Below are 26,992 nucleotides of genomic sequence, written 5' to 3'. Positions count from 1 at the left end.
AAATATCCCGGGGGTCCGGGGGCTGGCCCCCGGGGTCTGACGCATGGTCGAACACCTCCCCCTGGAATTGCCCGAAAACCCGCGCCTTGCGGGCAACATCACCCATTTCGCCCGCGCCCTGCGTCGCGCGGGCCTGCCCATCGGTCCGGGTCGCGTCATCGACGCCATCCGCGCGGTCGAGGTGGCAGGCTTTACCGAGCGGCGCGATTTCTACTGGACCCTGCACGCCTGTTTCGTGAACCGCCCCGAACACCGCGTGATCTTTCGCCAGATCTTCCGGCTGTACTGGCGCGATCCGCGTTATCTGGAACATATGATGGCCGCGATGCTGCCCGCCATTCGCGGGGTGCAGGAAGAGCGCGCAGGCCAGGCAGGCGAGAAACGCGCCGCCGAGGCGCTGCTGGACGGGGCCGAAGCACCCGACTTTGACCCCGAACAGGACGAGGACGACGGCGAAACCCAGATAGAGGTCGATGCCAGTTTCACCACCTCGGCGCAGGAAAAGCTGAAAACGCTGGACTTTGAGCAGATGAGCACCGCCGAGATGGCCGCCGCCAAGCGGATGCTGGCGCGGATGCGCCTGCCGGTCGAACCGATGCCCACCCGCCGGATGCAGGCGGCGCTGCGGGGCCGCGTCGACCCCGCGAAAACCCTGCGCGCCGCCATGCGCACGGGCGGCGAGGTCCGCACCATCGCCCGCCGCGCGCCGCGCAAACGCTGGCCGAACCTGGTGGTGCTGTGCGACATCTCCGGCTCGATGAGCCAGTATTCGCGGGTGGTTCTGCATTTCCTGCACGCGGTCAGCAACGCCAAAGGGGCAGGCTGGGCAAAGGTCCACGCCTTTACCTTTGGGACGCGGCTGACCAACATCACCCGCCATCTGGACCACCGCGACGTCGACGCAGCCCTTGCCGCCGCCGGCGCCGAAGCGCAGGACTGGGAAGGCGGCACGCGCATCGGGGAGTGTATCGAGGCGTTCAACCGCGACTGGTCACGGCGCGTGCTGGGGCAGGGTGCCGTGGTGCTGCTGATCACCGACGGCCTGGACCGCGGCGCGCCCGAGGTGCTGGCCAAGCAGATGCAGCGGCTGCACCTGTCGGCCAAACGGCTGATCTGGCTGAACCCCTTGCTGCGCTGGGACGAATTCGCCCCAAAGGCGCGCGGCATCGCCGCCATGCTGCCCCACGTGGACAGCTTTCGCGCCGGCCATTCGATCGCCTCGCTTGAAGAACTGGCCGAAGTGATCTCGCGCAAGGACGACGTAGGCGAAAAGGCGCGGCTGATGGGGCTGATCGGGAAGTGAGCGCCACATAGGGCAGCGCCTGACCGCGGGTGGGCGCCGATACCTTGGTTCAAACCACTTAATTTCAATGCCTTGGCGTGGGGCTGCTGAATCGCAAGACGGTGAAGAAGCGCCCGCCCATGGGGCGGTCGGGCGCTGCCTCTCACACATTGCAAAGCAATGTGTTGCCGGCAGGTGTTCGCTTTGCGAACACCGAGAGGCCGGCGGTGCTACGCACCTTGATTCCGGGCTTGGTGGGTGGGGCTGGCGTTTGTTGTCGCGGCGAATGTCTGGATTGAGCCCAACTTCCCTAAGTTCTGCAACGCGGCTAATGTCAGCTTTACACAGGCAAAGAACAGGAATGGGCGGTGCAGGAGCAATCACTTCACAATGAATTTGAAGAATGCGGTCGCATCTGGTTCAGAAACGCCATCTCGGAAGAGGACCTGGCGTGTTTCGACCGCGCTGCTGCTGTCTCCTCGAAAGCTGGACAAAGACTCGATGCGACGGTTTCATTGAATGCGGCCTTGTCTGAGGAAAGCTCGCTAATTCGTGTTATCCGGCGTCTTGCGCCCGAGGCTATGCCCGTCCGTATCGTCGCGTTCAACAAATCGGAAAACGCAAACTGGGGTGTTCCTTGGCATCAAGACCGGGTCATCGCGGTTGCGGAAAAGGTGGATGTCGCCGGATACATGAATTGGACCAATAAATCCGGTACTTGGCATTGCGAACCGCCACAAGCCGTCTTGGAAGACATGCTTTTTGTTCGCGTTCACTTGGATGATACTGATCGGTCCAACGGTGCGATGGAAATCGCTGTAGGTAGCCATGCGGATGGGGTTGTCCACTCTACAAATGCCGAGAAAATGGCAAACACCTATCCGATTGAGACTTGCGCGGCCAAGCGCGGAGACGTGTTGATACTAAAAATGCTGACTTTGCATTCCTCGAAGCCAGCAAAGGTTCAATCTGAACGCAGGGTTTTGCGCTTAGATTTCGCGTCATCTCAACTGTCGCCGCCATTATCGTGGAGTACGCATCCTTCCGAAGCTTGACCTTCGTTGCCTCAAGACGAACGGCAACAAAGTCCCGCTCACCCCCCACACACACAATCCAAGTAGACCTGCGCACCGTCCCCGCCTAAGCTTCGACCACACCGTGGGAGACCATCATGCATCTTCACGAATTCGCCATGGGCCTCGGGATCGCCCTGATCAATATCATCGCGGTCTATGTTATCTACGGCACCACCCGCGCCATCTGGGGCGGGCGACAGACAGCCGAGACCAAGGATCTGGCGGGGTCGATCACCTTTCGCGTGGCCTCGCTTCAGGGCTGGCTATTGCCCACGGCCTTTACCCAATTGCTACTGGGGGAAATAGGACAGTATTAGCAGACGGGGCCGCAGCCCCGCCCGACTTCATGCAACCGCTGCGGCAAAGCTTGTGCGGAACACCTGTGCCAGATCGGCCAGCGGGGCCGACACCGACCCGAACTTGACCTGATCGCCGCCGAATTTGCCCACCGTGGTCAACGGCACGCCAGCCCGACCTGCGGCGGTCATCAGCGCCTCGGCCTTGTCAAAGTTGCAGGCGACCAGATAGCGCGCCTGATCCTCGCCGAACAGCGTCGGCGTGTCGGATGCGTCCAGGGTCACGCCAACGCCGGTCTTCTCGGCCAGCTCGAACGCCGCCAGCGCCAGGCCGCCATCGGAAAGGTCCGTGCAGGCGGTGATCAGATCGCGGTTGTCGCGGATGAACTGGCCGTGCTTGGCCTCGGCCTCCAGATCCACATGCGGCGCGTCGCCCTCGGTGCGGCCAAAGACTTCGGCCAGCAGGGCAGACTGGCCCAGATGGCCCGTGGTGTCCCCGATCAACAGGGCGACATGGCCCTCGCGCACATCACAGCCGATGATCTCGTCGCTGTGGGCGATAATGCCCACTGCGCCGATGGTCGGTGTGGGCAGGATGCCGGTGCCGTCGGTTTCGTTGTAGAGCGACACGTTGCCCGACACGATGGGCATGTCCAGCGCCGCAACCGCTTCACCGATGCCTTTGATCGCGCCCACGAACTGGCCCATGATCTCGGGCTTTTCGGGGTTGCCAAAGTTCAGGTTGTCGGTCGTGGCCAAGGGCTTGGCCCCCACGGCGCAGAGGTTGCGATAGGCTTCGGCCACCGCCTGTTTGCCGCCCTCGATGGGGTTCGCCTTGACATAGCGCGGGGTCACGTCGGAGGTGAAGGCCAGCGATTTGTCGGTGCCGTGGATGCGCACGATGCCCGCCCCCAGACCCGGCGTGCGGGCGCTGTCGGCCATGACCATGGTGTCGTATTGCTCGTAGACCCATTGCTTGCCCGCATAGTTGGGCGAGGCCAGCAACGCGCGCAGCCCGTCGATCGGGTCGATCCCCGGCACATCGGCCAGCGGTGCGGCAGCTGGGGTCTCTACCCACGGACGGTCGTATTCGGGGGCGGAGCTGGCCAGTTTCGACAGCGGCAGGTCGGCCATCGTCTCGCCATTGTAGACGATATGGAAACGGTCCTCGGGGATTGTTTCACCGACGATGGCAAAATCCAGGTCCCATTTGTCGAACACCGCCTTGGCCTCGGCCTCAAGCTCGGGGCGCAGCACCATCAACATGCGTTCCTGCGATTCCGACAGCATCATCTCGTAGGCCGTCATATGCTCTTCGCGGACCGGCACGTTTTCCAGATGCAGGCGAATGCCCAGCTTGCCCTTGTCGCCCATTTCCACGGCCGAACAGGTCAGACCGGCGGCCCCCATGTCCTGAATCGAAATCACCGCACCGGTCGCCATCAGCTCCAGCGTCGCCTCCATCAGGCGCTTTTCGGTGAACGGGTCACCCACCTGCACCGTGGGGCGCTTGTCTTCGATGGTGTCGTCAAACTCGGCCGAGGCCATGGTGGCCCCGCCGACGCCGTCGCGCCCGGTCTTGGCGCCAAGGTACACCACAGGCATGCCGACGCCCGAAGCCGCCGAATAGAAAATCTTGTCCGCATCCGCCAGACCGGCGGCAAAGGCGTTCACAAGGCAGTTACCGTTATAGGCCGGGTCAAAGCGCACTTCGCCGCCCACGCAGGGCACGCCGAAACAGTTGCCATATCCGCCCACACCCGCAACCACGCCGTTGACCAGCTGGCGCGTCTTGTGGTGCGACGGCTCGCCAAAGCTCAGCGAGTTCATCGAGGCAATCGGTCGCGCGCCCATGGTGAACACGTCACGCAGAATGCCGCCCACACCTGTGGCAGCCCCCTGATAGGGTTCGATATACGAGGGGTGGTTGTGGCTTTCCATCTTGAACACCACGGCCTGGCCGTCACCGATGTCGACAACGCCCGCATTCTCACCCGGGCCACAGATCACCTGCGGGCCGTCGGTGGGCAGCGTGCGCAGCCATTTCTTGGATGACTTGTAGGAACAGTGTTCGTTCCACATGGCCGAGAAAATGCCAAGCTCGGTAAATGTCGGTTCCCGCCCGATGATTTCCAGCAAACGCTGGTATTCGTCCGTGCTCAGCCCGTGGCTGGCGATCAGGTCAGGTGTAATTGCTGGTTCGGTCATGCGCCCATGTCCCCCGTGACAGATGGTGGCCTGTCTTTATGGCAGCTTGGCGCGCGGGGAAAGGGGGGAAGGCCCGGATTTCTATGCGGCAAAAAGAAAGGCCGTGCCTGGAGGTAGGCTCTGGACCCATTAATTCTATATACTCAGTTTGACAGATTTTTTCGCAGACAAGAAGCATTTGCGCAAGAATAGTGGTTCTATTTTAAGCAGATGCGCCGCAGGCTGCGGGAAAATCCGTCAAACCCGAAGGGCGGCGATTTCGCTTCATTTCAACGTCTTGGGTCGCTTGCAAATAGAACCACTATTGGCTGCACGCCCCAAACCTTTGAAATTTCGCGAAATCGCCGCTGAGTATATAGAATTAATGGGTCCAGAGCCTAGGGAAAGCACGGCCTTTCGATATCATTCCGCCCCCGCAAGGGGGGCGGCGTGATTATCAGGTATCAGGGCAAGGTCACCGACTTGCGGTCGGCATACGAGCCTTTGTCACCTTGCTCGGCGGCCAACACCAGATCGTCAAGTGTGGTGGCCAGCGCCAGCTTGTCGCCTTGCATGGTAACATTGCCGGGCGTGACGGTAACCACCAGCACGTCGGTGTCGAATTTCTCTGCCTGATCGTCGGTCAGTTCGACCACCAGTTCAGGGTTGCCCTGACCGGACACATTCACATTTTCGATCATCCCGATCACTGTGCCGTCGGTTGTTTCCATGTTCTCGCCGCGTGCATTGCTCAGCGCGCGGAATGCCGACTGGGACATCGCGATCTGGTTGGTGTCATATTCGGCGTAACCATTCGAAATGCGCGGCGACTCAGTGTCGTATTTGAACTGGTTCGACGCGGCTTCGTTCATGTTGCCGCCTTCAGTCACGGCAGGCGAGTTGCCTTGCAGGTCCGAAGCCGGGTCGTTGGTCTGTGCCAGCGCCGGAACGGCAATCAAAGCGGCGATCGTCGAGGCGGTTGTCAAAAACTTGCGTGTCATTTGTATTTCCTTTCGTTTTGCGTTGCTGGTGGGACAACGGGACCAACGGCCCATCGGTTCCTATTGTTTTTTCAGAAAAATTTTTCGTGAAAGGCGGAACAAAACATCTCTGAACGCATTGCGCGCGTTCGGTGCTACTCGGGAAAACATGCAAGGGAGGGCGCGAACCGTTGGAGGGGCAGGCCCGGTTACAAGCGCGGCATGAACCGGTATTGCGCCCGGATCCGGGCCAAAAAAAAGGCCGAGCATAAAGCTCGGCCAAGTCCAACAGGGAGGTATGAAGATGATGCGCCAGAAGCGATCATCGCCTTCGAGACCGATTTAGGTGCAGCGTTGCTGCCAAACAAGGCAGAATGTGAACGCCCGCAGGAATGGCCGCTATGCAATTCATGCATGGCTAAGGTTTTTGTTTGCTTTTCAGCTGTTTGCGGTACAGCAGGATCTCTTCCTGAACAAAATCACGAAACGCTGAAATACGCTTGGAATGCCGCAATTCCTCGGGATAGGCGAGGAAGACGGGAATATCGGTCGACTCAACCTCAGGCAGCACGCGCATGAGATCGGGAAAATCGTTGGCCAGATAATCGGGCAGCACGCCGATTCCCAGATTGTGCAGCACCCCCTGAAGCACGCCGAAATAGTTGTTGACGGTCAACATCGAGCTGACCTCATGGGTCAACAGTTCCTGAACAAGGCTCACGCTGGCGCCCACCTGCGCAGAATCGATATTCTGGCAGATCAGGCGATGATCCTTGAGATCATCCAGTGATGACGGGGTGCCCTCTGAATTGAGATAGGTGGAAGAGGCAAACAGGCACATCTTGACCGTCATCAGTTTCTTGCGAATCAAATCGGCCTGACTGGGTTCTTTCATGCGGATCGCCACGTCGGCCTCGCGCATGGGCAGGTCCAGCACCCGTTCCTCCAGCATCAGGTCAACACGCAGGTCGGGGTGTTTGGCGTAAAGCTTGGGCAGGCGCGGGGCCAGCCACAGGGTGCCAAAGCCGGTTGTCGTCGTGACGCGCAGGTCGCCAAAGACTTCTTCCTCGCTGTCGCGGATGCGCGCGGCGGCTGCGTCCAGACGTTTTGTCATGGCGCTGGTGGCGTCGAACAGCAGTTCGCCCTGTTCCGTCAGAATCAACCCGCGGGCATGGCGGTGGAACAAGGTGGCCGCAAGCGACTCCTCAAGCCCGCGAATCTGGCGGCTGACTGCGGATTGGCTGAGGTTCAGCCGGTCACCCGCATGGGTCAGACTGCCGGCATCTGCCACGGCATGAAATATTCTTAGCTTGTCCCAGTCCATCACACTGCTTTCTGATCGTTGAGATCACCCTATAGTAAAAGACATGGAAACCTACCACTCGTCAAAAGGCGCGTGGCGGAAAGTCGCATTAATGTCTATACAGGTCATAGCTTATGACCTATTGTGAGCTGAAATTCGATAGAATGATCCAAACTGGGGAGGTGCGGATATGAGCACGCAGAAGATTTCGCTGAATGACCGCTATGACCTTGACCGCGACACGGTGCTGCTGAACGGCACGCAGGCGCTGGTGCGGCTGATGATGATGCAAAAGGTCCGCGACCGTGCCGCCGGGTTGAACACTGCGGGTCTGGTCACCGGCTACCGCGGATCGCCGCTGGGTGCCGTTGATTTGCAGATGATGCGCGCCGCCAAACCGCTGGCCGAACATGATGTGACCTTTCAGCCCGGACTGAACGAAGATCTCGCCGCCACCGCCCTGTGGGGCAGCCAACAGGCCGAACTGCGCGGCGAGGGGAAATTCGATGGCGTCTTTGGTCTGTGGTACGGCAAGGGGCCGGGCGTGGACCGCTCGGGCGACGTGTTCAAACACGCCAACATGGCGGGTAGCTCGAAGCACGGCGGCGTGCTGGTGGCCATGGGCGACGATCACACCGGTGAATCCTCGACCGTGCTGCACCAGTCCGAATTTGCGCTGCTGGACGCCTATATGCCCGTGGTCTCGCCTGCCGGTGTGCAGGAGATCATGGACTATGGCCTCTATGGCTGGGCGCTCAGCCGTTTTTCCGGCCTTTGGGTCGGCCTGAAAACCATGAAAGACACCATCGAGGCCACAAGTGTCGTCAACGGCAATCCCAACCGTCTGAATTTCGTGGTGCCCGAATTCAACATGCCCAAGGGCGGGCTGAACATCCGTCTGGTCGACACACCCGTCGATCAGGAAACCCGCGTCATCGACCACAAACGCTTTGCCGCCGAGGCGTTCAGCCGCGCCAACGGCATGGACAAGCGTGTCTGGGGCAAGCCGGGGGCCAAGATCGGCTTTGTCGCCGCAGGCAAGAACTGGCTGGACCTGATGCATGCGCTGGACCTGCTGCACATTGATGCCAACGAGGCCGAGCGTCTGGGCATCACCACCTACAAGGTCGGCCAGACATGGCCGCTGGACATGGACACCTTCCACGAATGGGCCGCCGGGCTGGACCTGATCGTCGTCGTTGAAGAAAAACGCAAACTGATCGAGGTGCAGATCAAGGAAGCCATCTTTGATGACCGCGACGGCCGCCGCGTCTATGGCTGGCACAAGGGCGACACATGGGAACATGGCCGCCGTCTGGAACTGTTCCCGACACGCGGCGCGCTGGACCCGATCCTGATCGCCGAAAAACTGGGCGAGATCCTGATCGAAGAGGGCCGCAACACCGACGGCATCCAGGCGGGGCTGGCCTCGCTGTCCGAGGCACGGCGCAACGACAACGCACAGGACCTCGCGGCGCGGTTGCCCTATTTCTGCTCGGGCTGTCCGCACAACTCCTCCACCAAACTGCCCGACGGCAGCCGCGCCTATGCGGGCATCGGCTGTCACTACATGGCACAGTGGATGGACCGCGACACCGTGGGCTACACCCACATGGGCGGCGAAGGGGCGAACTGGATCGGCGAAGCGCCGTTTTCCACCACGAACCATGTGTTCCAGAACCTTGGCGACGGCACCTACAACCACTCGGGCATTCAGGCCATCCGCGCCGCCTTGGCGTCCAAGGCGAACATCACCTACAAGATCCTCTACAACGACGCCGTCGCCATGACCGGCGGCCAGACCAACGAAGGCGGCCTGAGCGCCTACAAGATCGTGGACGAGCTGCGCGCCATCGGCGTGCCGACCATCGAAGTGGTCTATGACGAGAAAGAAGACGTCGACCTTGCCCGCTTCGGCAAGGGCATCCCCACCCATGAACGCGCCGAACTGGACGCGGTGCAGAAACGCCTGCGCGAGGTCGAGGGCGTCAGCGCCATCGTCTACATCCAGACCTGCGCCGCCGAGAAACGCCGCCGCCGCAAACGCGGCAGCTTCCCCGACCCGGACAAGCGCGTGTTCATCAATACCGATGTCTGCGAAGGCTGTGGCGATTGCGGGGTACAGTCGAACTGTGTGTCGATCGTGCCCAAGGAAACCGAACTGGGCCGCAAACGTGCCATCGACCAGTCGTCCTGCAACAAGGATTTCTCCTGCCTCAAAGGGTTCTGCCCGTCCTTCGTGACCCTCGAAGGCGCGCAGGTCCGCAAGGATCCCACCACCAAGCTGGACCTGCCCGCGATGCCGGACCCCACGCTGCCCGCCATTGACGGCACGTTCAACGTGGTCATCACCGGCGTCGGCGGCACCGGCGTCGTTACCGTGGGTGCGGTGATGGCACAGGCCGCGCATATCGACGGTAAGGGAGCGGGCATGATGGAAATGGCCGGTCTCGCGCAAAAGGGCGGGGCGGTACACATCCATTGCCGTCTGGCGAACAACCCTGCCGACATCAGCGCCATCCGCGTCGCCACAGGCGAGGCCGACGCGCTGATCGGCGGCGATCTGGTGGTCAGTGCGGGGGCCAAGACGCTGGGCCTGACCAGCACCGGCCGCACCGGTGCCGTGGTCAACAGCCACGAAATCATCACCGGCGATTTCACCCGCGACACCGAATTCACCCTGCCGGCCGACCGGCTCAAGCTGGCGCTTGAGGCACGGTTGCAGGACCGGGTGGCGATGTTCGATGCCTCGGACCTGGCCAAGGCGGTGCTGGGCGATTCCATCTATTCCAACATGATGCTGATGGGCGCCGCATGGCAGCGCGGCCTGCTGCCGCTGACCCATGATGCCATCGTCGAGGCGGTCACGCTCAATGGTGCTGCTGTGGAACGCAACCTGCGTGCCTTTGAAATCGGGCGCTGGGCGGTGCTGTACCCCGAACAGGCGCAGAACATCCTGACGCCCAAGGTCGTGGCCCTGCCAAAGACACTGGACGAAAAGATCGCCTACCGCGCCGATCATCTGGTGAAATACCAAAGCAAACGGCTGGCCAAACGCTATCGCAAGTTGGTTGAAGCCATCGAAGACAAGGCCGTGCGCACCGCAGTGACCGAAGGCTATCACAAGGTGCTGGCCTATAAGGACGAATACGAGGTCGCGCGCCTGCTGCAATCCACCCGTGCCAAGGCCGAGGCGGAATTCGACGGCGATTTCACGATGAAATACCACATGGCCCCGCCGGTCCTGACCAAAATGGGCAGCGATGGCCGCCCTGTCAAACGCACCTTTGGCCCGTGGCTGGAAAAACCGCTGGCGCTGATGGCACGCTTCAAGGGCCTGCGAGGCACGCCGCTGGATGTGTTCGGCTATACCACCGAACGCAAGATGGAACGCGCGCTGATCACCCAGTACGAGGCCGACATGAAGCAGGTGCTGCCGCTGCTGACCGACAACACCCGCGACGCCATCGTCGCACTGGCGGAACTGCCCAAGTCGATCCGTGGCTTTGGTCCCGTGAAACAGGCCAACGAAGCCAAGGCCGCCAAACGGCGCGAGGAACTGCTTGCGGTGATCCGCGCAGGCGGCAAGGATATGGCGAAAGCAGCCGAGTAGGGCGCAATCGTCACATTCCTGTAACGGGGGGCGTGTGATACTGGGCTTTGCAGTAATGACACGCCTCTGGTCACGGAGATGACAATGGCCCCGTCCAAGCGCGCAATCGCGCGTGACATCACCTATTCCCATTCGGCCACTTCGCGCAGTGGCCGTGCGATGATCCGCCTGATTGAGAATTCGACAGGCCGGCTGAACCTGATCCGCCGCGCCGACGGCTATCAGGACGAGGTCGCGGCAGGACGTGATTTCTGGTCGGTGATGGTGGAACGCTACGGGCTGTCGCTGGACGTGGTCGGCGGCGCGCTGGACAACATTCCGCGCACCGGCCCGCTGATCCTGATCGCCAACCACCCCTACGGCATTCTCGACGGCATGATGATGGGGCATATCCTGTCGGTCATGCGCGGCGATTTCCGCATTCTGGCAAACGCGGTCTTTAACCGCGCCGAAGAGTTGAACCGCGTGCTGCTGCCCATCAGTTTTGACCAGACCCGCGAGGCGCTGGCGCAAAACATCGAAACACGGCGCACCGCGCTGGGCTATCTGGCGCAAGGGGGGGCCATCGGCATTTTCCCCGGCGGCACCGTCAGCACGGCAGCCCGACCGTTCTCGCGCCCCATGGACCCGCGCTGGCGCAGCTTTACCGCGCGGATGGTGGCCAAATCGGGCGCAACGGTGGTGCCGGTCTACTTTGACGGCCACACCAGCCGCCTGTTCCAACTGGCCAGCCACATGCACAACACCCTGCGGCTGGGCCTGCTGATCAAGGAGTTCCGCAAACGCGTCGACACCCCCGTGCGCGTGGTCGTGGGCGACCCCTTGGGGCGCGATGTGCTGGACCCGCTGGCAGGGGACAGCAAACAGATGATGGATTTCCTGCGCAAAGCGACGTATGACCTCAATCCAGGTCCGGTCAAACATTTTGATCTGGGCTATGAATTCGAGGAACGGCACCGCTGAGCAGATCACCGGTGCCTTGGGAGCACGGGCTAACGCGTTATGGCAATTGGTGTTTTTGACAGTGGTTTGGGCGGCCTGACCGTTCTGGAAGCAGCGCAAAAGCGTCTGCCGGATGTCGAGTTTGTCTATTTCGCAGACTCGGCCCATGCGCCTTATGGCGTGCGCACCGCCGATGATATCTACAACCTGACCACCGCCGCCGTGCAGCGGCTGTTCGATGCCGGTTGCGATCTGGTGATTCTGGCCTGCAACACCGCCTCGGCCGCCGCCCTGCGCCGCATGCAGGAAAGCTGGGTGCCCGAGGGCAAGCGGGTACTCGGCGTCTTCGTGCCACTGATCGAAGCCATGACCGAACGGCAATGGGGCGACAATTCCCCCCCGCGCGAAGTGGCCGTGAAACATGTGGCGCTGTTTGCCACCCCCGCCACCGTCAGCAGCCGCGCCTTCCAGCGCGAACTGGCCTTTCGCGCCATCGGCGTTGATGTCGAGGCACAGGCCTGCGGCGGCGTCGTCGATGCCATCGAAGACGGCGACATGATCCTGGCCGAGGCACTGGTGCGCAGCCATGTGGACGCGCTGAAACGCAAGATGCCGGAACCACAGGCGGCGATTCTGGGCTGCACCCACTATCCGCTGCTGCAAGAGACCTTCCAGCAGGCGCTGGGCGCAGATGTGCAGGTCTATTCGCAGGCCGCGCTGGTTGGCGAAAGCCTTGCGGACTATCTGGACCGCCACCCCGACAAGATGGGCAGCGGTTCGGCGGCCTATCTGACCACGGGCGACCCCAAACGGGTCAGCGACCGCGCGACACAGTTCATGCGACGACAAATCAGCTTTGTCTCTGCCTGAACATCTTTGAAATTCCTAATATACGAGGTCTGACATGACCCATTCTGTCGCAATCCTGGGGGCCAGCGGTTACACTGGCGCCGAACTGATCCGGCTGATCGCCGAACATCCATCCATTGAAATCAAGGCCTTGGGCGCGTTTTCCAAGGCCGGTCAAAAGCTGGCCGAGGTGTTCCCGCACCTGCGCCATCTGGACCTGCCGGATATGGTCGCCTTTGACACGATCGACTGGTCGGGCATCGACCTGTGCTTTTGCGCGCTGCCCCACAAGACCAGCCAGGAGGTCATCCGCGACCTGCCCAAGACGCTGAAAATCGTCGACCTCAGCGCCGATTTCCGGCTGCGCGATCCGGCGGACTATAAAAAATGGTACGGCAACGACCACGCCGCCATCGAAATGCAGTCCGAAGCGGTTTACGGCCTGACCGAATTCTACCGCGACGACATCGCCGCCGCGCGGCTGGTGGCGGGCACGGGCTGCAACGCGGCGACGGGCCAGTTCGCCCTGCGCCCGCTGATTGCCGCCGGTGTGATCGGGCTGGACGACATCATCATGGACCTGAAATGCGCGGTCTCCGGCGCGGGCCGGTCGCTCAAGGAAAACCTGCTGCACGCCGAGCTGAGCGAGGGCTATCACGCCTATGCCGTCGGCGGCACGCACCGGCACTTGGGCGAGTTCGACCAGGAGTTTTCCAAGGTCGCAGGCCGCCCGGTGCAGGTGCAGTTCACCCCGCACCTGATCCCCGCCAACCGGGGTATTCTGGCCACCTGCTACGTCTCGGGCAACGCGGATGCCGTGCACGCCACGCTGGCCGCGGCCTATGAGAACGAACCGTTCATTCAGGTCCTGCCACAAGGCGAGGCGCCCAGCACGCGCCACATCCGCGGCAGCAACTTTTGCCACATCGGCGTGGTGGGCGACCGGATCGACGGACGCTGCATCGTGGTCGCAGCCCTCGACAACCTGACCAAGGGCTCCAGCGGACAGGCGCTGCAAAACGCCAACCTGATGCTGGGCCTGCCGGAAACCGCCGGCCTGATGATGGCACCGCTGTTCCCCTAAGCGCGGAACGTCGCGCATTTCTGACCCGAACCGGCCCTTCCGCGCAGTTCGGGTCAAAGGCGGGTGCGCGGACTTTTCTGCCTTTTGCAAAAAGCATGAAGCCGCGCATCGACGGGCCGAGGTGCGGCGATCCTACAGCTGTGTCTGCCACTTAATGGCAGCCAAACACCTACGACCTATCTGTTCCACACAACAGCAGCCAAATCGCCGTGCCGTGGGGCGGCCCGTCGATGTGCGGCGGCCTTCGGCCTTGTCTCAGACTTTCCGTGGCTCTTCTGCGAAGGTGGAGCCGGTGCCAGCCACCTTTTGGATCGCAGGCACCGGCGACGGGTGGATCGTCTGCGGCCAGGTCTTCGAGGACCGTAATCAAGTGAGATCGCCCGTCGTCTTCGCATGAGGCCTGAACGGATACGCAGCAGCTCACAGGCTCTGCACGACAAGCAAAGGACATGACGAAGATGATCAACGATACCATCGGCATCGACATCTCGAAAGCGCATCTTGACGCGCACCGGCTCAGCACCGCAACCCACGCCCGGTTCGACAATACCGCGACAGGCCTGCGCGCCTTCGAGCGCTGGTTGGGGCAGACAACGCCGGAGCGCGTGGTCTTCGAGCCCACCGGCCCCTACCACCGACGCCTCGAGAGCCATTTCTCAGGCCGCCTGCCGCTCGTCAAGGTGAACCCGCTGCAGGCCCGCCGCTTCGCGCAGGCCCACGGCACACGCGCTAAGACCGACGCGGTCGATGCCCGCATGCTCGCGCTCATGGGGCGCGCGCTGGAGCTGGTTCCGGACCAGCCAACCGACCCCAAACAGCGTGAAATCAAGGAGTTGCATGTCGCCCGCACCGGGCTGGTGCGGGATCGTACCGCGCTGATGAACCGCCTTGGCACGCAACAGCTCGACGTGACCCGCCGCCTGACCCGGGCACGCCTGCGTCAGGTCAACCACCAGATCGACAGGCTTAACGCCGAAATCGAACGGCGAAACCGCGATTGCCCGGAACGCGCCAGGGCAACCGGCATTCTCACCTCGATCCCCGGGATCGGTGCCATCACCGCACGGGCGCTGCTCAGCGAATGCCCCGAGATCGGCACTCTGGGGTCAAAGCAGATCGCGGCGCTCGCAGGTCTCGCGCCGATCACGTGTCAGTCCGGTCAGTGGAGCGGAAAGGCCCACATCCAGGGCGGGCGCAGGCTCCTGCGCGAGAGCCTGTTCATGCCCGCCCTCGTCGCCATGAAGCGAAACCCCGATCTGAGCCAGAAATACGATGCCCTCAGAGCCGCCGGAAAACCCCACAAGGTCGCGCTCGCCGTCCTCATGCGAAAACTCCTGATCCTCGCAAACACTCTCATAAGCGAAAACAGAGAATGGACACCAAAACACCCTTGACCAAGACGGATACTTGATTCCGCACGAGGGGAAAGTTGAACGGGGCTCGAACCGGCCCTTCGCTGCGATCTGCGGATAGGTCCGGTTTTCTAAGGGGCGCTCTAAGGTGCGACACTACGGCCGAACGGCGCGCGTTGATTGGCGCGCGGTTTGTGTCTAGATATCTCTGAACCTTTTCCATGCGGAAAAGCAGACGGAGCCGCGATGAAAAGCCTCAAGAAACAACGGCGCATCCAGATCATTCTGGTCACAGCCGTGGCGCTGGCCCTCAGCACCGCGCTGATCGGCTTTGCCATGCGCGACGGCATCAATTTCTTCCGCGCGCCCAGCCAGGTTGTGGCCGACCCGCCGCGCCCGGGCGAAGTGTTCCGCATCGGCGGGCTGGTGGCCACAGGCACCTTGCAACGCGGGCAGGGCGAGGTGATCCGCTTTGAAGTGACCGACGGCGGCGCATCCGTGCCCGTGGTGTTCAGCGGCGTGCTGCCCGACCTCTTTGCCGAGGATCAGGGCATGGTCGGCACCGGCCGTTACGTCAACGGTGTGTTTGAAGCCTCTGAAATCCTTGCCAAACACGATGAAACCTACATGCCCAAAGAGGTCGTGGACGCGCTGAAGGAACAAGGCGTCTACAAGGATCCCGAGGGCTGAGCGCACGCACAGATCAACCTCTGTTAACCATTTTCAACCCACTCTTTGCACCAGTTGCAGCAGGGACAGGGGTTGGACATGCAAACCGTCAGAGACATCGCAAATGAAATCGTCGCCCGCGAGGGCGGCTATGTGAACGACCCCGACGATCCGGGCGGGGCGACCAAATTCGGCGTCACCATTCACACCATGCGGCGGCTGGGGCTGGATCTGGACGCAGACGGCGATGTGGACGCGACCGACGTGCAGCATCTGACACGGGCGCAGGCGGTGGACATCTTCATCCGCCACTATTTCGACCGCCCCCTGATTGCGGAACTGCCCAGCGGTCTGCAAGCAACGGTTTTCGACATGTATGTGAACGCCGGGGCCAATGCCGTGCGCATCCTGCAACGGCTGCTGTGCGAGATGGGACACACCGTGGCCGTGGACGGTGCCTTGGGGCCGCAGTCGATCAAGGCGACCCATGCGGCCTATGGCACGGCCCCGCAGGCCATGGTCGACGCTTACGGCATCGCGCGGCGCAACTATTACTTTCGCATCGCCGACCGCCGCCCCGCCAGCCGCAAATACGCGCGCACGCGGGCAGGCGGCAAAGGCGGCTGGATCAGGCGGGCCGAGGAATTCATCAGCGCGTCCTTTCACATGACAACAGCAGAATTTAACGCACGGGTGGCGGTATGGGGATGATTGAACGGATGTTTGGCCTGTTGTTCGGCAACGGGGGCAATGTGGTGCGCGACACGGTCGAAGTGTTCCGCGAAAACGCCGAGGTCGGCAGCGCCCGCGCCCATGACGTGCAGGTACAGGCCATGCGCCAGTTCGGCGCGGAATATGCCGTGGCGCGGCAGGGGTGGTTCGACCGCTTTGTCGACGGACTGAACCGCCTGCCGCGCCCGATGCTGGCCTTTGGCACGTTGGGCCTGTTCATCTCGGCCATGGTAGAACCGCTTTGGTTTGCCGAACGGATGCAGGGCATCGCACTGGTGCCCGAACCGCTGTGGTGGCTGCTGGGGGTGATCGTGTCCTTCTATTTCGGCGCGCGCCATCAGGTCAAAGCGCAGGAATTCCAGCGCCAGATCGTCGGCACCATGGCCCATGTGCCGCAGGTCATGGACAACATCCGCGCCCTGCGTGAATTGCGCGCCGACAGCGTCGGCGTCGCCGACACCGGCAACGACGCGCGCCTGACCACGGCGGCGATTCTGCCGGACCGGAATGCGGCGCTGGAGGTCTGGAAACGGGCGGGTTAGGGGGACGACAAACTGCCGCTCATGGCGGTATCCTCCAACGCGGACCCCAACCCCCAAGCCCGGAATCAAGTATCCGTCTTGGTCAAGGGTGTTTTGGTGTCCATTCTCTGTTTTCGCTTATGAGAGTGTTTGCGAGGATCAGGAGTTTTCGCATGAGGACGGCGAGCGCGACCTTGTGGGGTTTTCCGGCGGCTCTGAGGGCATCGTATTTCTGGCTCAGATCGGGGTTTCGCTTCATGGCGACGAGGGCGGGCATGAACAGGCTCTCGCGCAGGAGCCTGCGCCCGCCCTGGATGTGGGCCTTTCCGCTCCACTGACCGGACTGACACGTGATCGGCGCGAGACCTGCGAGCGCCGCGATCTGCTTTGACCCCAGAGTGCCGATCTCGGGGCATTCGCTGAGCAGCGCCCGTGCGGTGATGGCACCGATCCCGGGGATCGAGGTGAGAATGCCGGTTGCCCTGGCGCGTTCCGGGCAATCGCGGTTTCGCCGTTCGATTTCGGCGTTAAGCCTGTCGATCTGGTGGTTGACCTGACGCAGGCGTGCCCGGGTCAGGCGGCGGGTCACGTCGAGCTGTTGCGTGCCAAGGCGGTTCATCAGCGCGGTACGATCCCGCACCAGCCCGGTGCGGGCGACATGCAACTCCTTGATTTCACGCTGTTTGGGGTCGGTTGGCTGGTCCGGAACCAGCTCCAGCGCGCGCCCCATGAGCGCGAGCATGCGGGCATCGACCGCGTCGGTCTTAGCGCGTGTGCCGTGGGCCTGCGCGAAGCGGCGGGCCTGCAGCGGGTTCACCTTGACGAGCGGCAGGCGGCCTGAGAAATGGCTCTCGAGGCGTCGGTGGTAGGGGCCGGTGGGCTCGAAGACCACGCGCTCCGGCGTTGTCTGCCCCAACCAGCGCTCGAAGGCGCGCAGGCCTGTCGCGGTATTGTCGAACCGGGCGTGGGTTGCGGTGCTGAGCCGGTGCGCGTCAAGATGCGCTTTCGAGATGTCGATGCCGATGGTATCGTTGATCATCTTCGTCATGTCCTTTGCTTGTCGTGCAGAGCCTGTGAGCTGCTGCGTATCCGTTCAGGCCTCATGCGAAGACGACGGGCGATCTCACTTGATTACGGTCCTCGAAGACCTGGCCGCAGACGATCCACCCGTCGCCGGTGCCTGCGATCCAAAAGGTGGCTGGCACCGGCTCCACCTTCGCAGAAGAGCCACGGAAAGTCTGAGACAAGGCACGCAGTGCCGCCGGGCAGCGCCCGACCGCCCCATGGGCGGGCGCTTTCTCACCGGCTAGCACCTCTTCACCCACACCCCAAAGATTAGAAATAAAGTGGCATCCACTGACGTTTCGATGCCCACCCGCGGTCAGGCGCTGCCCTCTGTGGGAATGTCACGCCCCCCCACACAAATCTGATGCGACACAATGACGACGCCACCCACTGCGGATTGTGAGGCGACGCCTGCGGGCCTATAAGGTCCGCATGATTACAGAACTTGGTCACTTTTCCCTGATCCTCGCCTTTCTGGTGGCGATCGTACAGGCCGTGGTGCCGATGATCGGCGCGCAGCGGCGCAATGCGGCGTGGATGGCGGTGGCAGAACCCGCCGCCGCGGCGCAATTCTTCCTGACGCTGGCGGCCTTTGGTGCGCTGATGTGGGCCTTTGTCACCTCGGATTTCTCGGTGCGGCTGGTGGTGCTGAACAGCCATTCCGCGAAACCGATGCTGTATAAAATCAGCGGCACTTGGGGCAACCACGAGGGGTCGATGCTGCTCTGGGTGCTGATCGTCTCGCTGTTCGGCGCGATGGCCGCGTGGTTCGGGGGCAACCTGCCACCTTCCTTGCGCGCGCGCGTATTGGCGGTGCAGGCAGCTATCGCGGTGGCGTTCTTCGCCTTTATCCTCTTCACCTCGAACCCGTTCCTGCGCATGGCGGTGCCCCCCTTCGACGGGCAGGACCTGAACCCGCTGTTGCAGGACCCCGGGCTGGCCTTCCATCCGCCGTTTCTCTACCTGGGCTATGTCGGCCTCAGCATGACCTTCAGCTTTGCCATGGCCGCCCTGATCGAGGGGCGGGTCGACGCCGCATGGGGCCGTTGGGTGCGCCCGTGGACGCTGGCCGCGTGGATCTTCCTGACCATCGGCATCGCGCTGGGATCGTGGTGGGCCTACTACGAACTGGGCTGGGGCGGCTTCTGGTTCTGGGATCCGGTCGAGAATGCCTCGTTCATGCCATGGCTGCTGGCCGCCGCCCTGTTCCATTCCGCCATCGTGGTGGAAAAACGCGAAAGCCTGAAGTCCTGGACGATCCTGCTGGCGATCCTGGCCTTTGGCTTTTCGCTGATCGGCACTTTCATCGTACGCTCGGGCCTGCTGACCTCGGTCCATGCCTTTGCCAACGACCCCGAACGCGGCGTGTTCATCCTTGCCATCCTCGCGGTCTTCGTCGGCGGTGCGCTCACGCTTTATGCCCTGCGTGCAGGGGCAATGGAGGCGCGGGGCGTATTCGGCATGGTCAGCCGCGAAAGCGCGCTGCTGGTGAACAACATCCTGCTGGCGGTGGCCTGTTTCGTGGTCTTTGTCGGCACCATGTGGCCGCTGGTGGCCGAGATGTTCCTCGACCGCAAGCTCAGCGTCGGCCCGCCGTTCTTCAACATGGCCTTCACCCCCTTCATGGTACTGCTGGGGCTGGTGCTGCCCGTGGGCGCGGTGATGCCGTGGAAACGCGCCAGACTGGGGCGCGCCGTGCGGCTGATGGCACCGGTGTTCGTGCTGGCGCTGGCGCTGGCCGGACTGGTCTGGATGATGCAGACGGGGCGCAGCATGCTGGGGCCGGTGGGCCTGTTCCTGGGGGCGTGGCTGGTCATGGGGGCGGCGGTCGACCTGTGGACACGCACCGGACGCAGCGGCATGGCCCGCCTGTTCCGCCTGCCACGCGCCGACTGGGGCCGCGCCGTGGCCCACGCAGGCTTTGGCGTGACCGTCTTCGGCATCGCAGGGCTGACCGCATGGCAATCCGAGGACATTCGCGTCGCCCAGCTGGGGCAGCCCTTCGACGTCGGGGCCTATACATTGACGCTGGACGCGGTGCGCGACAGCGAGGGGCCGAACTATTTCGCCACCACCGGCTTTGTCACGCTGGCCCGCGACGGCCGCGAGATTGCCCGGATGCGCCCCGAAAAACGGGTCTATCCCGTGGCGCAAATGCCCACGACCGAGGCCGCGATCGACCAGTCGCTCGCCCGAGACGTCTATGTGGTGATCGGCGACGAACAGGACGCGGGCGGCTGGGCCGTGCGCACCTATATCAAACCGCTGGTCAACTGGATCTGGATCGGTTGTGCGCTGATGGCCCTTGGCGGCGGTCTCAGCCTCAGCGACCGGCGCTTCCGTGTGGCGGCAGGCGCGCGCAAACCGCAAGCGGTGCCTGCGGAATGAAACGGCTGCTGATGATCCTGCTGTTGCTGGCCACCCCCCTCCGGGCGGTCGAACCGGGCGAGGTGCTGGACAACCCCGCGCTCGAAACCCGCGCCCGCGAGATCAGCCAGGGCCTGCGCTGCCTGGTCTGCCGCAACGAAAGCATCGACGAAAGCCACGCGCCGCTGGCCCGCGACCTGCGCCTGCTGGTGCGCGACCGTCTGCTGGCCGGTGACAGCGACGCCGAAGTGGTGGATTTCATCGTGGCGCGCTACGGCGAATATGTGCTGCTGCGCCCGCAAGCCACGGGGGCCAACTGGCTGCTGTGGGCGGCGGGGCCGGTGATGCTGCTGCTGGCGCTGCTGGCCGCTGTGCTTTACCTGCGTGCCAGATCGCGCGCGCCGCGACGGCAGGAACAGGCGCTGAGCGAAGCGGAAACCAGGCGGCTGGCCGAAATTCTGAAAGATTGACGCGCGGTTTCGCTGGGCGTCGCGCGCGGGTTTGCTAAGCTGCGCGCGACACTGATTGCCCCTGATACATGGGAAGGGACCCCGGATGCATTACGAAACGCTGACTTACGATCTGACCGACGGCATTGCCACCGTGACGCTGAACCGTCCCGAAAAGATGAATGCGCTGAACAGCCAGATGCGCGCCGAGATCGAACAGGCCGTGACCCGTGGCGGCAAGGAAGCGCGCGTTGTGGTGCTGACCGGCTCGGGCGACCGGGCGTTCTGCTCGGGTCAGGATCTGGGCGACGGCACCGGCGGTCTGGGGGCTGAAAACACCGAACGTACCCTGCGCGACGAATACGCGCCGATGCTGCGCGCCATTGTGAATTGCCCGGTGCCGACCATCTGCGCCGTGAACGGGGCCGCTGCGGGGGCAGGGGCCAACCTTGCGCTGGCCGCCGACGTGGTGATCGCCGCCGAGCGCGCCTATTTCATGCAGGCCTTTGCCCGCATCGCCCTGATCCCCGACGCCGGTGGCACCTATACGCTGCCGCGCACCATGGGCATGTCCAAGGCGATGGGCGCGGCCCTGTTCGCTGACCGTATCAGCGCCAGACAGGCCGACGACTGGGGCATGATCTGGGAAGCGGTGCCGGACGCCGATTTTGACAGCCACTGGAAGGCGCGCGCCGCCCATCTGGCCAACGGCCCCACCAAAACCTATGGCGCGATCAAACGGGTGCTGCGGTCAAGCTGGGCCAATGATCTGGAAGAACAGCTTGAGCTGGAAGCATCCGAACAAGGCCAATGCGCCGAGAGCCGCGATTTTGTCGAAGGCGTCGTGGCCTTTACCGAAAAGCGCCAGGCGAAATTCGAGGGACGGTAACGGGCTGCTGCGAAATACCAAAGCCCGGAATCAAGTATCCGTCTTGGTCAAGGGTGTTTTGGTGTCCATTCTCTGTTTTCGCTTATGAGAGTGTTTGCGAGGATCAGGAGTTTTCGCATGAGGACGGCGAGCGCGACCTTGTGGGGTTTTCCGGCGGCTCTGAGGGCATCGTATTTCTGGCTCAGATCGGGGTTTCGCTTCATGGCGACGAGGGCGGGCATGAACAGGCTCTCGCGCAGGAGCCTGCGCCCGCCCTGGATGTGGGCCTTTCCGCTCCACTGACCGGACTGACACGTGATCGGCGCGAGACCTGCGAGCGCCGCGATCTGCTTTGACCCCAGAGTGCCGATCTCGGGGCATTCGCTGAGCAGCGCCCGTGCGGTGATGGCACCGATCCCGGGGATCGAGGTGAGAATGCCGATTGCCCTGGCGCGTTCCGGGCAATCGCGGTTTCGCCGTTCGATTTCGGCGTTAAGCCTGTCGATCTGGTGGTTGACCTGACGCAGGCGTGCCCGGGTCAGGCGGCGGGTCACGTCGAGCTGTTGCGTGCCAAGGCGGTTCATCAGCGCGGTACGATCCCGCACCAGCCCGGTGCGGGCGACATGCAACTCCTTGATTTCACGCTGTTTGGGGTCGGTTGGCTGGTCCGGAACCAGCTCCAGCGCGCGCCCCATGAGCGCGAGCATGCGGGCATCGACCGCGTCGGTCTTAGCGCGTGTGCCGTGGGCCTGCGCGAAGCGGCGGGCCTGCAGCGGGTTCACCTTGACGAGCGGCAGGCGGCCTGAGAAATGGCTCTCGAGGCGTCGGTGGTAGGGGCCGGTGGGCTCGAAGACCACGCGCTCCGGCGTTGTCTGCCCCAACCAGCGCTCGAAGGCGCGCAGGCCTGTCGCGGTATTGTCGAACCGGGCGTGGGTTGCGGTGCTGAGCCGGTGCGCGTCAAGATGCGCTTTCGAGATGTCGATGCCGATGGTATCGTTGATCATCTTCGTCATGTCCTTTGCTTGTCGTGCAGAGCCTGTGAGCTGCTGCGTATCCGTTCAGGCCTCATGCGAAGACGACGGGCGATCTCACTTGATTACGGTCCTCGAAGACCTGGCCGCAGACGATCCACCCGTCGCCGGTGCCTGCGATCCAAAAGGTGGCTGGCACCGGCTCCACCTTCGCAGAAGAGCCACGGAAAGTCTGAGACAAGGCACGCAGTGCCGCCGGGCAGCGCCCGACCGCCCCATGGGCGGGCGCTTCTTCGCTGTATTGCGTTTCTTCATCCCCACGCCAAAGCATAGAAATTAAGGGGCATCCACCCATGTGGTGATGCCCACCCGCGGTCGGGCGTTGCCCTGTGTTGTGAGGTAACTCTGGGCTCCAAACCGACCTTGGCCGCACTGCGCACCAAGGTCGGTTTGGGTGATCCGGCTCAGCCCAGCGTATAGATTGCCGAGGTGTTGTAGACAAAGATGTCAGAGGCATCGATGCGGCCTGCCGCGCCAAGCACCCGTGCCACGATCACATCATCCGCCAGCACCAGCGCGTCGTCGCCATCGGTGTCGACCGTGATGTCCGGGTCAATGGCACTGTTGGACAAAACCCCGATGGCCTCGTCGTCTTCAAAGGTTTGTACAATCGCAGGGCCGGCGTCGCCAATCTGGTTCTGCAAAATCATATAGTCGTCAATGCCCGCGCCGCCGTCGCCAATGTCACCGGCACCCAGAAACAGGGCGTCAGCACCGTCACCACCGTTCAGCACATCAACATCGCCATCATCGCGCAACTGGAAGGTGCTGGGGGGTATCTCGTCCTCGAAATCCTCGACCGTGGCACCTTCGCGCAGCATCTTCATCTGCTCGAACGACAGCGGCAGGCCGCTGACCCTGCCACCAACCAACAGATCGTCACCTGTGCCACCCGACAGGGTGTCGGCCCCGTTGCCGCCCAGCAGCAGATCGTGGGCCGCGTCACCGTCCAGCGTGTCGTCGCCCTGATCGCCCTCGACCCAGTCGTCGCCTGCGCCGCCATGCGCGGTGTCAGCGCCCCGTCCGGCCACAATGGCGTCATCGCCCGCGCCGCCGTCGATGTCATCATCGCCCTGCTGGCCAAAGATCACATCATCGCCGTCATCACCGCGCAGACTGTCTGCACCACTGCCGCCTTCGATGTTGTCATTGCCGGCGCCGCCATTGATCAGGTCATTGCCGTTCTTGCCGTCCAGATCATCGGCTTGTTCGGTGCCGTTGATCTCCTGGTTGTCATCGTCATCATTATTGTTGTCGATCAATTCAAAAATGCCCCAGCTCAGCAGCAGGCCGGGCAGGATAAATACCAAAGCACCCATAATCGTTTCCCCAGAAAAAATGGTTACGGATCAGACGCTAGGTCTGGGTAGATATCCGGTCAATTGGTCTTTGAGGCGCGCGGGGGCTTACTGTCTTCACATGTGCAACAGTCGCCGCAATTTCGGCCATTTGGTGCCGAAATACGAAAAAAGCCACCCCGAAGGGTGGCTTTTCAGCTGGTCTGTGACCCGGCTTAGCGGTTTTCGATGTCCACATAGTCGCGGGCGGTTTCGCCCAGGTACAACTGGCGCGGACGGCCGATCTTGTTCTGCGGATCGCCGATCATTTCCTTCCACTGCGACACCCAGCCGACGGTGCGCGACAGCGCAAAGATCGGGGTGAACATCGACGTGGGGAAGCCCATCGCTTCCAGAATGATGCCGGAATAGAAATCGACGTTGGGGAACAGTTTCTTTTCCGTGAAATACGGATCCTGCAACGCCTGTTTCTCCAGTTCCTTGGCCACTTGCAGGGTCGGGTTGTTCTCGACGCCCAGCAGTTCCAGAACCTCGTCGGCGCTTTCCTTCATCACGGTCGCGCGCGGGTCAAAGTTCTTGTAAACGCGGTGGCCAAAGCCCATCAGACGGAACGGATCGTTCTTGTCCTTGGCGCGGGCGATGAATTCGGGAATGCGGTCGGGCGTGCCGATCTCTTTCAGCATTTCCAGGCAGGCCTGGTTGGCACCACCGTGGGCAGGCCCCCACAGACAGGCGATACCGGCCGCGATACAGGCGAACGGGTTCGCCCCCGAGGACGACGCCAGACGCACGGTCGAGGTCGACGCGTTCTGTTCGTGGTCCGCGTGCAGGGTAAAGATCCGGTCCATCGCGCGCGACAGAATCGGGTTCACCACATAGTCCTCCGCAGGCACGGCAAAGCACATGCGCAGGAAGTTCGACGCATAGTCCAGATCGTTGCGCGGATATTCGAACGGCTGGCCGATGGTGTACTTGTACGCCATCGCGGCAATTGTCGGCATCTTGGCGATCAGACGGATCGACGCCACTTCGCGCTGCCATTCATCGGTGATGTCGGTGCTGTCGTGATAGAACGCAGACATCGCGCCCACCACGCCGACCATGACGGCCATCGGGTGCGCATCGCGACGGAAGCCACGGAAGAAATTCATCATCTGCTCGTGCAGCATCGTGTGATTGGTCACGCGATTTTCGAAATCTTCCAGCTCTGCGGGGGTCGGCAGTTCGCCGTACATCAGCAAATAGCACACTTCCAGGTAATGCGATTTGCCGGCCAGTTGGTCGATGGGATAGCCACGGTGCAGCAGAACGCCCTCGTCACCGTCGATAAAGGTGATGGTGCTGTCGCAGCTTGCGGTCGAGGTATAGCCCGGATCGTAGGTGAAAACGCCTGCTTGTGCATAAAGCTTGCGGATATCGAGAACGTCAGGTCCTGCGGTCGGCGAATAGATCGGCAGTTCAAAATCCTTGCCATCAATCGTGAGTTTTGCAGTTTTCGTAGAGTCGGCCATGCGGTCCCTTCCTGAGTTTCGCCCGGGCGATCAAAGCCACCGGCGGCGCCCGAACCAAGATCCGGGCCAATTGCTACGTCGCGTATCCTTTAGAACGGGTTAACCAAACTCAGATAGCGACATCGGTGATACGGGCAAGGGTTTCTTCACGCCCCAGCACCAGCATCATGTCAAACACAGAAGGGGTCACCGCACGACCAGCAAGTGCCGCCCTGAGGGGGCCTGCAAGTTTGCCGAACTTTGTGTCGTTCTGTTCGGCAAAGCCGTTTAGTTTCGCCTCCAGGCTGTCACGGTCCCAGCTATCAGTTTGCAGATGCGGCGTCAATTGCGCGAGCAAGGCGCGGGTGTCCGCATCCAGTGACTTGGCCGCCTTCTCCTCGATCTCGATCGGGCGCGCACAAAGCGCAAACTGAGCCTTTTCAAGTAGTTCCGGGAATGTCTTGGCGCGTTCTTTCAAAAATGGCATGGCTCTGGATAATGCATTATTTTGTACCTCATCCAGCGCAGGGCGGCCCGCAGCCGCCAGAAATGCCGTCAATTCGTGCTGCAATGCAGCGTCATCCGCCACCGCAATATGCTGCCCGCTCAGATTCTCCAGCTTCTTGGTGTCGAACCGTGCGGGGCTTTTGCCGATGCCCGACAGGTCGAACCACTCCAGCGCCTGCGCGTCGCTGAAAAACTCGTCGTCGCCGTGGCTCCAGCCCAGCCGCGACAGATAGTTGCGCATACCCGCCGCCGAATAGCCCATCAGCTGATATTCCTGCGCGCCCAAAGCCCCGTGACGTTTCGACAGTTTCTTGCCGTCGGGGCCGTGGATCAGCGGGATATGCGCCCAGACCGGCACATCCCAGCCCATCGCGTTGTAAATCATCATCTGCCGCGCGGCGTTGTTCAAATGGTCGTCACCCCGGATCACATGTGTGACACCCATGTCGTGATCGTCCACCACCACGGCCAGCATATAGACCGGCGTGCCGTCCGAGCGCAGCAGCACCATATCGTCCAGCTGTTCATTGCCGATGGTCACATCGCCCTGCACCTCGTCCCGGATCACGGTTTTGCCCTCCAGCGGGGCCTTGATCCGAATGACATAGGGGGCGTCGGGGTGGCTTGCCGCATCCGCATCCCGCCAGGGCGACCGGAACAGGGTCGATTTGCCCTCGGCCTTGGCCGCCTCGCGGAAGGCGGCGATTTCGTCCTGGGTCGAAAAACACTTGTACGCCTTGCCCTGCGCCAGCAGCTCCAGCGCCACTTCGGCATGACGGGGCGCGCGTTCGAACTGGCTGATGACTTCGCCGTCGTGATCCAGACCCAGCCACGCCATCCCTTGCAGAATCGCCGCCGTTGCCTCGGGGGTCGAGCGCGCGCGGTCCGTGTCCTCGATGCGCAGCAGGAACTTGCCGCCACGGCCACGGGCATACAGCCAGTTGAACAGCGCCGTGCGTGCGCCACCAATGTGCAGATACCCCGTAGGAGAGGGCGCGAAACGGGTGACGACTTGGTCGGACATGGGGCGT

At 62.4% G+C, this 26,992-nt stretch carries 22 protein-coding genes; 14 read left to right on the top strand and 8 right to left on the bottom strand.

Annotated features, from left to right (window positions below; translation table 11 throughout):
* Positions 1 to 43 precede the first annotated feature (43 nt).
* The 3 genes from DSM107133_RS11455 (at position 44) to DSM107133_RS11445 (ending at position 2,675) form a co-directional block, all read left to right on the top strand.
* Positions 44 to 1,303 carry a VWA domain-containing protein gene (locus DSM107133_RS11455; RefSeq protein WP_114293387.1) on the top strand — a complete coding sequence of 420 codons (1,260 nt, stop codon included), beginning with the start codon at positions 44 to 46 and terminating at the stop codon, positions 1,301 to 1,303.
* A gap of 347 nt (positions 1,304 to 1,650) precedes the next feature.
* The gene (locus tag DSM107133_RS11450; protein ID WP_114293388.1) at positions 1,651 to 2,337 is read left to right on the top strand and encodes a phytanoyl-CoA dioxygenase family protein; all 687 of its coding nucleotides are present in this window, start codon (positions 1,651 to 1,653) and stop codon (positions 2,335 to 2,337) included.
* A gap of 116 nt (positions 2,338 to 2,453) precedes the next feature.
* A complete protein-coding gene (locus DSM107133_RS11445; protein WP_114293389.1) occupies positions 2,454 to 2,675 on the top strand; it encodes a hypothetical protein in 222 nt (73 codons plus the stop codon).
* A gap of 27 nt (positions 2,676 to 2,702) precedes the next feature.
* Here the strand turns inward: DSM107133_RS11445 and purL are convergent, their stop codons facing one another.
* The 3 genes from purL to DSM107133_RS11430 all read right to left on the bottom strand — a co-directional run bounded on the left by purL (position 2,703) and on the right by DSM107133_RS11430 (position 7,145).
* Positions 2,703 to 4,862 carry a phosphoribosylformylglycinamidine synthase subunit PurL gene (gene purL / locus DSM107133_RS11440; RefSeq protein ID WP_243253551.1) on the bottom strand — a complete coding sequence of 720 codons (2,160 nt, stop codon included), beginning with the start codon at positions 4,860 to 4,862 and terminating at the stop codon, positions 2,703 to 2,705.
* A gap of 443 nt (positions 4,863 to 5,305) precedes the next feature.
* Positions 5,306 to 5,842: a hypothetical protein gene (locus tag DSM107133_RS11435; RefSeq protein WP_114293987.1), complete on the bottom strand. Its 537-nt coding sequence runs from the start codon at positions 5,840 to 5,842 to the stop codon at positions 5,306 to 5,308.
* Positions 5,843 to 6,239: 397 nt separating this feature from the next.
* Positions 6,240 to 7,145: a LysR family transcriptional regulator gene (locus DSM107133_RS11430; protein WP_114293988.1), complete on the bottom strand. Its 906-nt coding sequence runs from the start codon at positions 7,143 to 7,145 to the stop codon at positions 6,240 to 6,242.
* A gap of 169 nt (positions 7,146 to 7,314) precedes the next feature.
* Here DSM107133_RS11430 and DSM107133_RS11425 point away from each other — a divergent pair, with 169 nt between their 5' ends.
* The 8 genes from DSM107133_RS11425 to DSM107133_RS11390 all read left to right on the top strand — a co-directional run bounded on the left by DSM107133_RS11425 (position 7,315) and on the right by DSM107133_RS11390 (position 16,907).
* Complete coding sequence (locus tag DSM107133_RS11425) at positions 7,315 to 10,737, top strand: indolepyruvate ferredoxin oxidoreductase family protein (protein ID WP_114293989.1); 3,423 nt, start codon at positions 7,315 to 7,317, stop codon at positions 10,735 to 10,737.
* A gap of 84 nt (positions 10,738 to 10,821) precedes the next feature.
* Positions 10,822 to 11,700 (top strand): lysophospholipid acyltransferase family protein, encoded by an 879-nt coding sequence (locus tag DSM107133_RS11420; RefSeq protein WP_114293990.1) that lies wholly within the window; start codon positions 10,822 to 10,824, stop codon positions 11,698 to 11,700.
* Between the two features lie 39 nt (positions 11,701 to 11,739).
* Complete coding sequence (murI, locus tag DSM107133_RS11415; RefSeq protein ID WP_114293991.1) at positions 11,740 to 12,549, top strand: glutamate racemase; 810 nt, start codon at positions 11,740 to 11,742, stop codon at positions 12,547 to 12,549.
* A gap of 34 nt (positions 12,550 to 12,583) precedes the next feature.
* On the top strand, positions 12,584 to 13,612 hold the full coding sequence (argC, locus tag DSM107133_RS11410) for an N-acetyl-gamma-glutamyl-phosphate reductase (protein ID WP_114293992.1): 1,029 nt from the start codon (positions 12,584 to 12,586) through the stop codon (positions 13,610 to 13,612).
* A gap of 449 nt (positions 13,613 to 14,061) precedes the next feature.
* The gene (locus DSM107133_RS11405; protein WP_243253541.1) at positions 14,062 to 15,006 is read left to right on the top strand and encodes an IS110 family transposase; all 945 of its coding nucleotides are present in this window, start codon (positions 14,062 to 14,064) and stop codon (positions 15,004 to 15,006) included.
* 204 nt (positions 15,007 to 15,210) lie between these two features.
* The gene (ccmE, locus tag DSM107133_RS11400; protein WP_114293593.1) at positions 15,211 to 15,654 is read left to right on the top strand and encodes a cytochrome c maturation protein CcmE; all 444 of its coding nucleotides are present in this window, start codon (positions 15,211 to 15,213) and stop codon (positions 15,652 to 15,654) included.
* A 78-nt stretch (positions 15,655 to 15,732) separates the two neighbouring features.
* On the top strand, positions 15,733 to 16,344 hold the full coding sequence (locus DSM107133_RS11395) for a holin-associated N-acetylmuramidase (protein ID WP_114293592.1): 612 nt from the start codon (positions 15,733 to 15,735) through the stop codon (positions 16,342 to 16,344).
* The gene (locus DSM107133_RS11390) at positions 16,335 to 16,907 is read left to right on the top strand and encodes a holin family protein (RefSeq protein ID WP_114293591.1); all 573 of its coding nucleotides are present in this window, start codon (positions 16,335 to 16,337) and stop codon (positions 16,905 to 16,907) included. Before DSM107133_RS11395 ends, DSM107133_RS11390 begins: the two co-directional genes overlap by 10 nt.
* A gap of 82 nt (positions 16,908 to 16,989) precedes the next feature.
* On the opposite strand, the gene DSM107133_RS11385 is transcribed toward DSM107133_RS11390, so the two are convergent.
* Positions 16,990 to 17,934 carry an IS110 family transposase gene (locus DSM107133_RS11385; RefSeq protein WP_243253541.1) on the bottom strand — a complete coding sequence of 315 codons (945 nt, stop codon included), beginning with the start codon at positions 17,932 to 17,934 and terminating at the stop codon, positions 16,990 to 16,992.
* Between the two features lie 449 nt (positions 17,935 to 18,383).
* Here DSM107133_RS11385 and DSM107133_RS11380 point away from each other — a divergent pair, with 449 nt between their 5' ends.
* From DSM107133_RS11380 to DSM107133_RS11370, 3 genes are all read left to right on the top strand, one after another.
* Positions 18,384 to 20,339, top strand: a complete 1,956-nt coding sequence (locus DSM107133_RS11380; protein ID WP_114293191.1) for a heme lyase CcmF/NrfE family subunit — start codon at positions 18,384 to 18,386, stop codon at positions 20,337 to 20,339.
* A complete protein-coding gene (locus DSM107133_RS11375) occupies positions 20,336 to 20,788 on the top strand; it encodes a cytochrome c-type biogenesis protein (RefSeq protein ID WP_114293190.1) in 453 nt (150 codons plus the stop codon). The genes DSM107133_RS11380 and DSM107133_RS11375 overlap by 4 nt, the downstream gene beginning before the upstream one ends.
* Positions 20,789 to 20,873: 85 nt before the next feature.
* The gene (locus DSM107133_RS11370) at positions 20,874 to 21,656 is read left to right on the top strand and encodes an enoyl-CoA hydratase-related protein (RefSeq protein WP_114293189.1); all 783 of its coding nucleotides are present in this window, start codon (positions 20,874 to 20,876) and stop codon (positions 21,654 to 21,656) included.
* A gap of 47 nt (positions 21,657 to 21,703) precedes the next feature.
* On the opposite strand, the gene DSM107133_RS11365 is transcribed toward DSM107133_RS11370, so the two are convergent.
* From DSM107133_RS11365 to gltX, 4 genes are all read right to left on the bottom strand, one after another.
* The gene (locus DSM107133_RS11365; protein WP_114291353.1) at positions 21,704 to 22,648 is read right to left on the bottom strand and encodes an IS110 family transposase; all 945 of its coding nucleotides are present in this window, start codon (positions 22,646 to 22,648) and stop codon (positions 21,704 to 21,706) included.
* Between the two features lie 422 nt (positions 22,649 to 23,070).
* Positions 23,071 to 23,985 (bottom strand): calcium-binding protein, encoded by a 915-nt coding sequence (locus DSM107133_RS11360; RefSeq protein WP_114295570.1) that lies wholly within the window; start codon positions 23,983 to 23,985, stop codon positions 23,071 to 23,073.
* Between the two features lie 194 nt (positions 23,986 to 24,179).
* Positions 24,180 to 25,475, bottom strand: a complete 1,296-nt coding sequence (gltA, locus tag DSM107133_RS11355; RefSeq protein WP_114295569.1) for a citrate synthase — start codon at positions 25,473 to 25,475, stop codon at positions 24,180 to 24,182.
* Between the two features lie 109 nt (positions 25,476 to 25,584).
* Positions 25,585 to 26,985 (bottom strand): glutamate--tRNA ligase, encoded by a 1,401-nt coding sequence (gene gltX / locus DSM107133_RS11350; RefSeq protein ID WP_114295568.1) that lies wholly within the window; start codon positions 26,983 to 26,985, stop codon positions 25,585 to 25,587.
* Between the last annotated feature and the right edge of the window lie 7 nt (positions 26,986 to 26,992).

This window comes from Pseudosulfitobacter sp. DSM 107133, from assembly GCF_022788695.1.
Classification (GTDB): domain Bacteria; phylum Pseudomonadota; class Alphaproteobacteria; order Rhodobacterales; family Rhodobacteraceae; genus Pseudosulfitobacter.
Note: the sequence above shows the minus strand (reverse complement) of the source record. Positions and strands in the feature narration are given on the sequence as shown.

Excerpts from the sequence above, each read along its gene's own strand:
- DSM107133_RS11380 (WP_114293191.1), top strand. The coding sequence starts at position 18,384 with ATGATTACAGAACTTGGTCACTTTTCCCTGATCCTCGCCTTTCTGGTG.
- DSM107133_RS11445 (WP_114293389.1), top strand. The coding sequence starts at position 2,454 with ATGCATCTTCACGAATTCGCCATGGGCCTCGGGATCGCCCTGATCAAT.
- purL (WP_243253551.1), bottom strand. The coding sequence starts at position 4,862 with ATGACCGAACCAGCAATTACACCTGACCTGATCGCCAGCCACGGGCTG.
- DSM107133_RS11390 (WP_114293591.1), top strand. The coding sequence starts at position 16,335 with ATGGGGATGATTGAACGGATGTTTGGCCTGTTGTTCGGCAACGGGGGC.
- argC (WP_114293992.1), top strand. The coding sequence starts at position 12,584 with ATGACCCATTCTGTCGCAATCCTGGGGGCCAGCGGTTACACTGGCGCC.
- murI (WP_114293991.1), top strand. The coding sequence starts at position 11,740 with ATGGCAATTGGTGTTTTTGACAGTGGTTTGGGCGGCCTGACCGTTCTG.
- DSM107133_RS11375 (WP_114293190.1), top strand. The coding sequence starts at position 20,336 with ATGAAACGGCTGCTGATGATCCTGCTGTTGCTGGCCACCCCCCTCCGG.
- gltX (WP_114295568.1), bottom strand. The coding sequence starts at position 26,985 with ATGTCCGACCAAGTCGTCACCCGTTTCGCGCCCTCTCCTACGGGGTAT.
- DSM107133_RS11430 (WP_114293988.1), bottom strand. The coding sequence starts at position 7,145 with ATGGACTGGGACAAGCTAAGAATATTTCATGCCGTGGCAGATGCCGGC.
- DSM107133_RS11405 (WP_243253541.1), top strand. The coding sequence starts at position 14,062 with ATGACGAAGATGATCAACGATACCATCGGCATCGACATCTCGAAAGCG.
- DSM107133_RS11425 (WP_114293989.1), top strand. The coding sequence starts at position 7,315 with ATGAGCACGCAGAAGATTTCGCTGAATGACCGCTATGACCTTGACCGC.
- ccmE (WP_114293593.1), top strand. The coding sequence starts at position 15,211 with ATGAAAAGCCTCAAGAAACAACGGCGCATCCAGATCATTCTGGTCACA.
- DSM107133_RS11360 (WP_114295570.1), bottom strand. The coding sequence starts at position 23,985 with ATGGGTGCTTTGGTATTTATCCTGCCCGGCCTGCTGCTGAGCTGGGGC.
- DSM107133_RS11365 (WP_114291353.1), bottom strand. The coding sequence starts at position 22,648 with ATGACGAAGATGATCAACGATACCATCGGCATCGACATCTCGAAAGCG.
- DSM107133_RS11370 (WP_114293189.1), top strand. The coding sequence starts at position 20,874 with ATGCATTACGAAACGCTGACTTACGATCTGACCGACGGCATTGCCACC.
- DSM107133_RS11435 (WP_114293987.1), bottom strand. The coding sequence starts at position 5,842 with ATGACACGCAAGTTTTTGACAACCGCCTCGACGATCGCCGCTTTGATT.
- DSM107133_RS11395 (WP_114293592.1), top strand. The coding sequence starts at position 15,733 with ATGCAAACCGTCAGAGACATCGCAAATGAAATCGTCGCCCGCGAGGGC.
- DSM107133_RS11455 (WP_114293387.1), top strand. The coding sequence starts at position 44 with ATGGTCGAACACCTCCCCCTGGAATTGCCCGAAAACCCGCGCCTTGCG.
- gltA (WP_114295569.1), bottom strand. The coding sequence starts at position 25,475 with ATGGCCGACTCTACGAAAACTGCAAAACTCACGATTGATGGCAAGGAT.
- DSM107133_RS11420 (WP_114293990.1), top strand. The coding sequence starts at position 10,822 with ATGGCCCCGTCCAAGCGCGCAATCGCGCGTGACATCACCTATTCCCAT.
- DSM107133_RS11385 (WP_243253541.1), bottom strand. The coding sequence starts at position 17,934 with ATGACGAAGATGATCAACGATACCATCGGCATCGACATCTCGAAAGCG.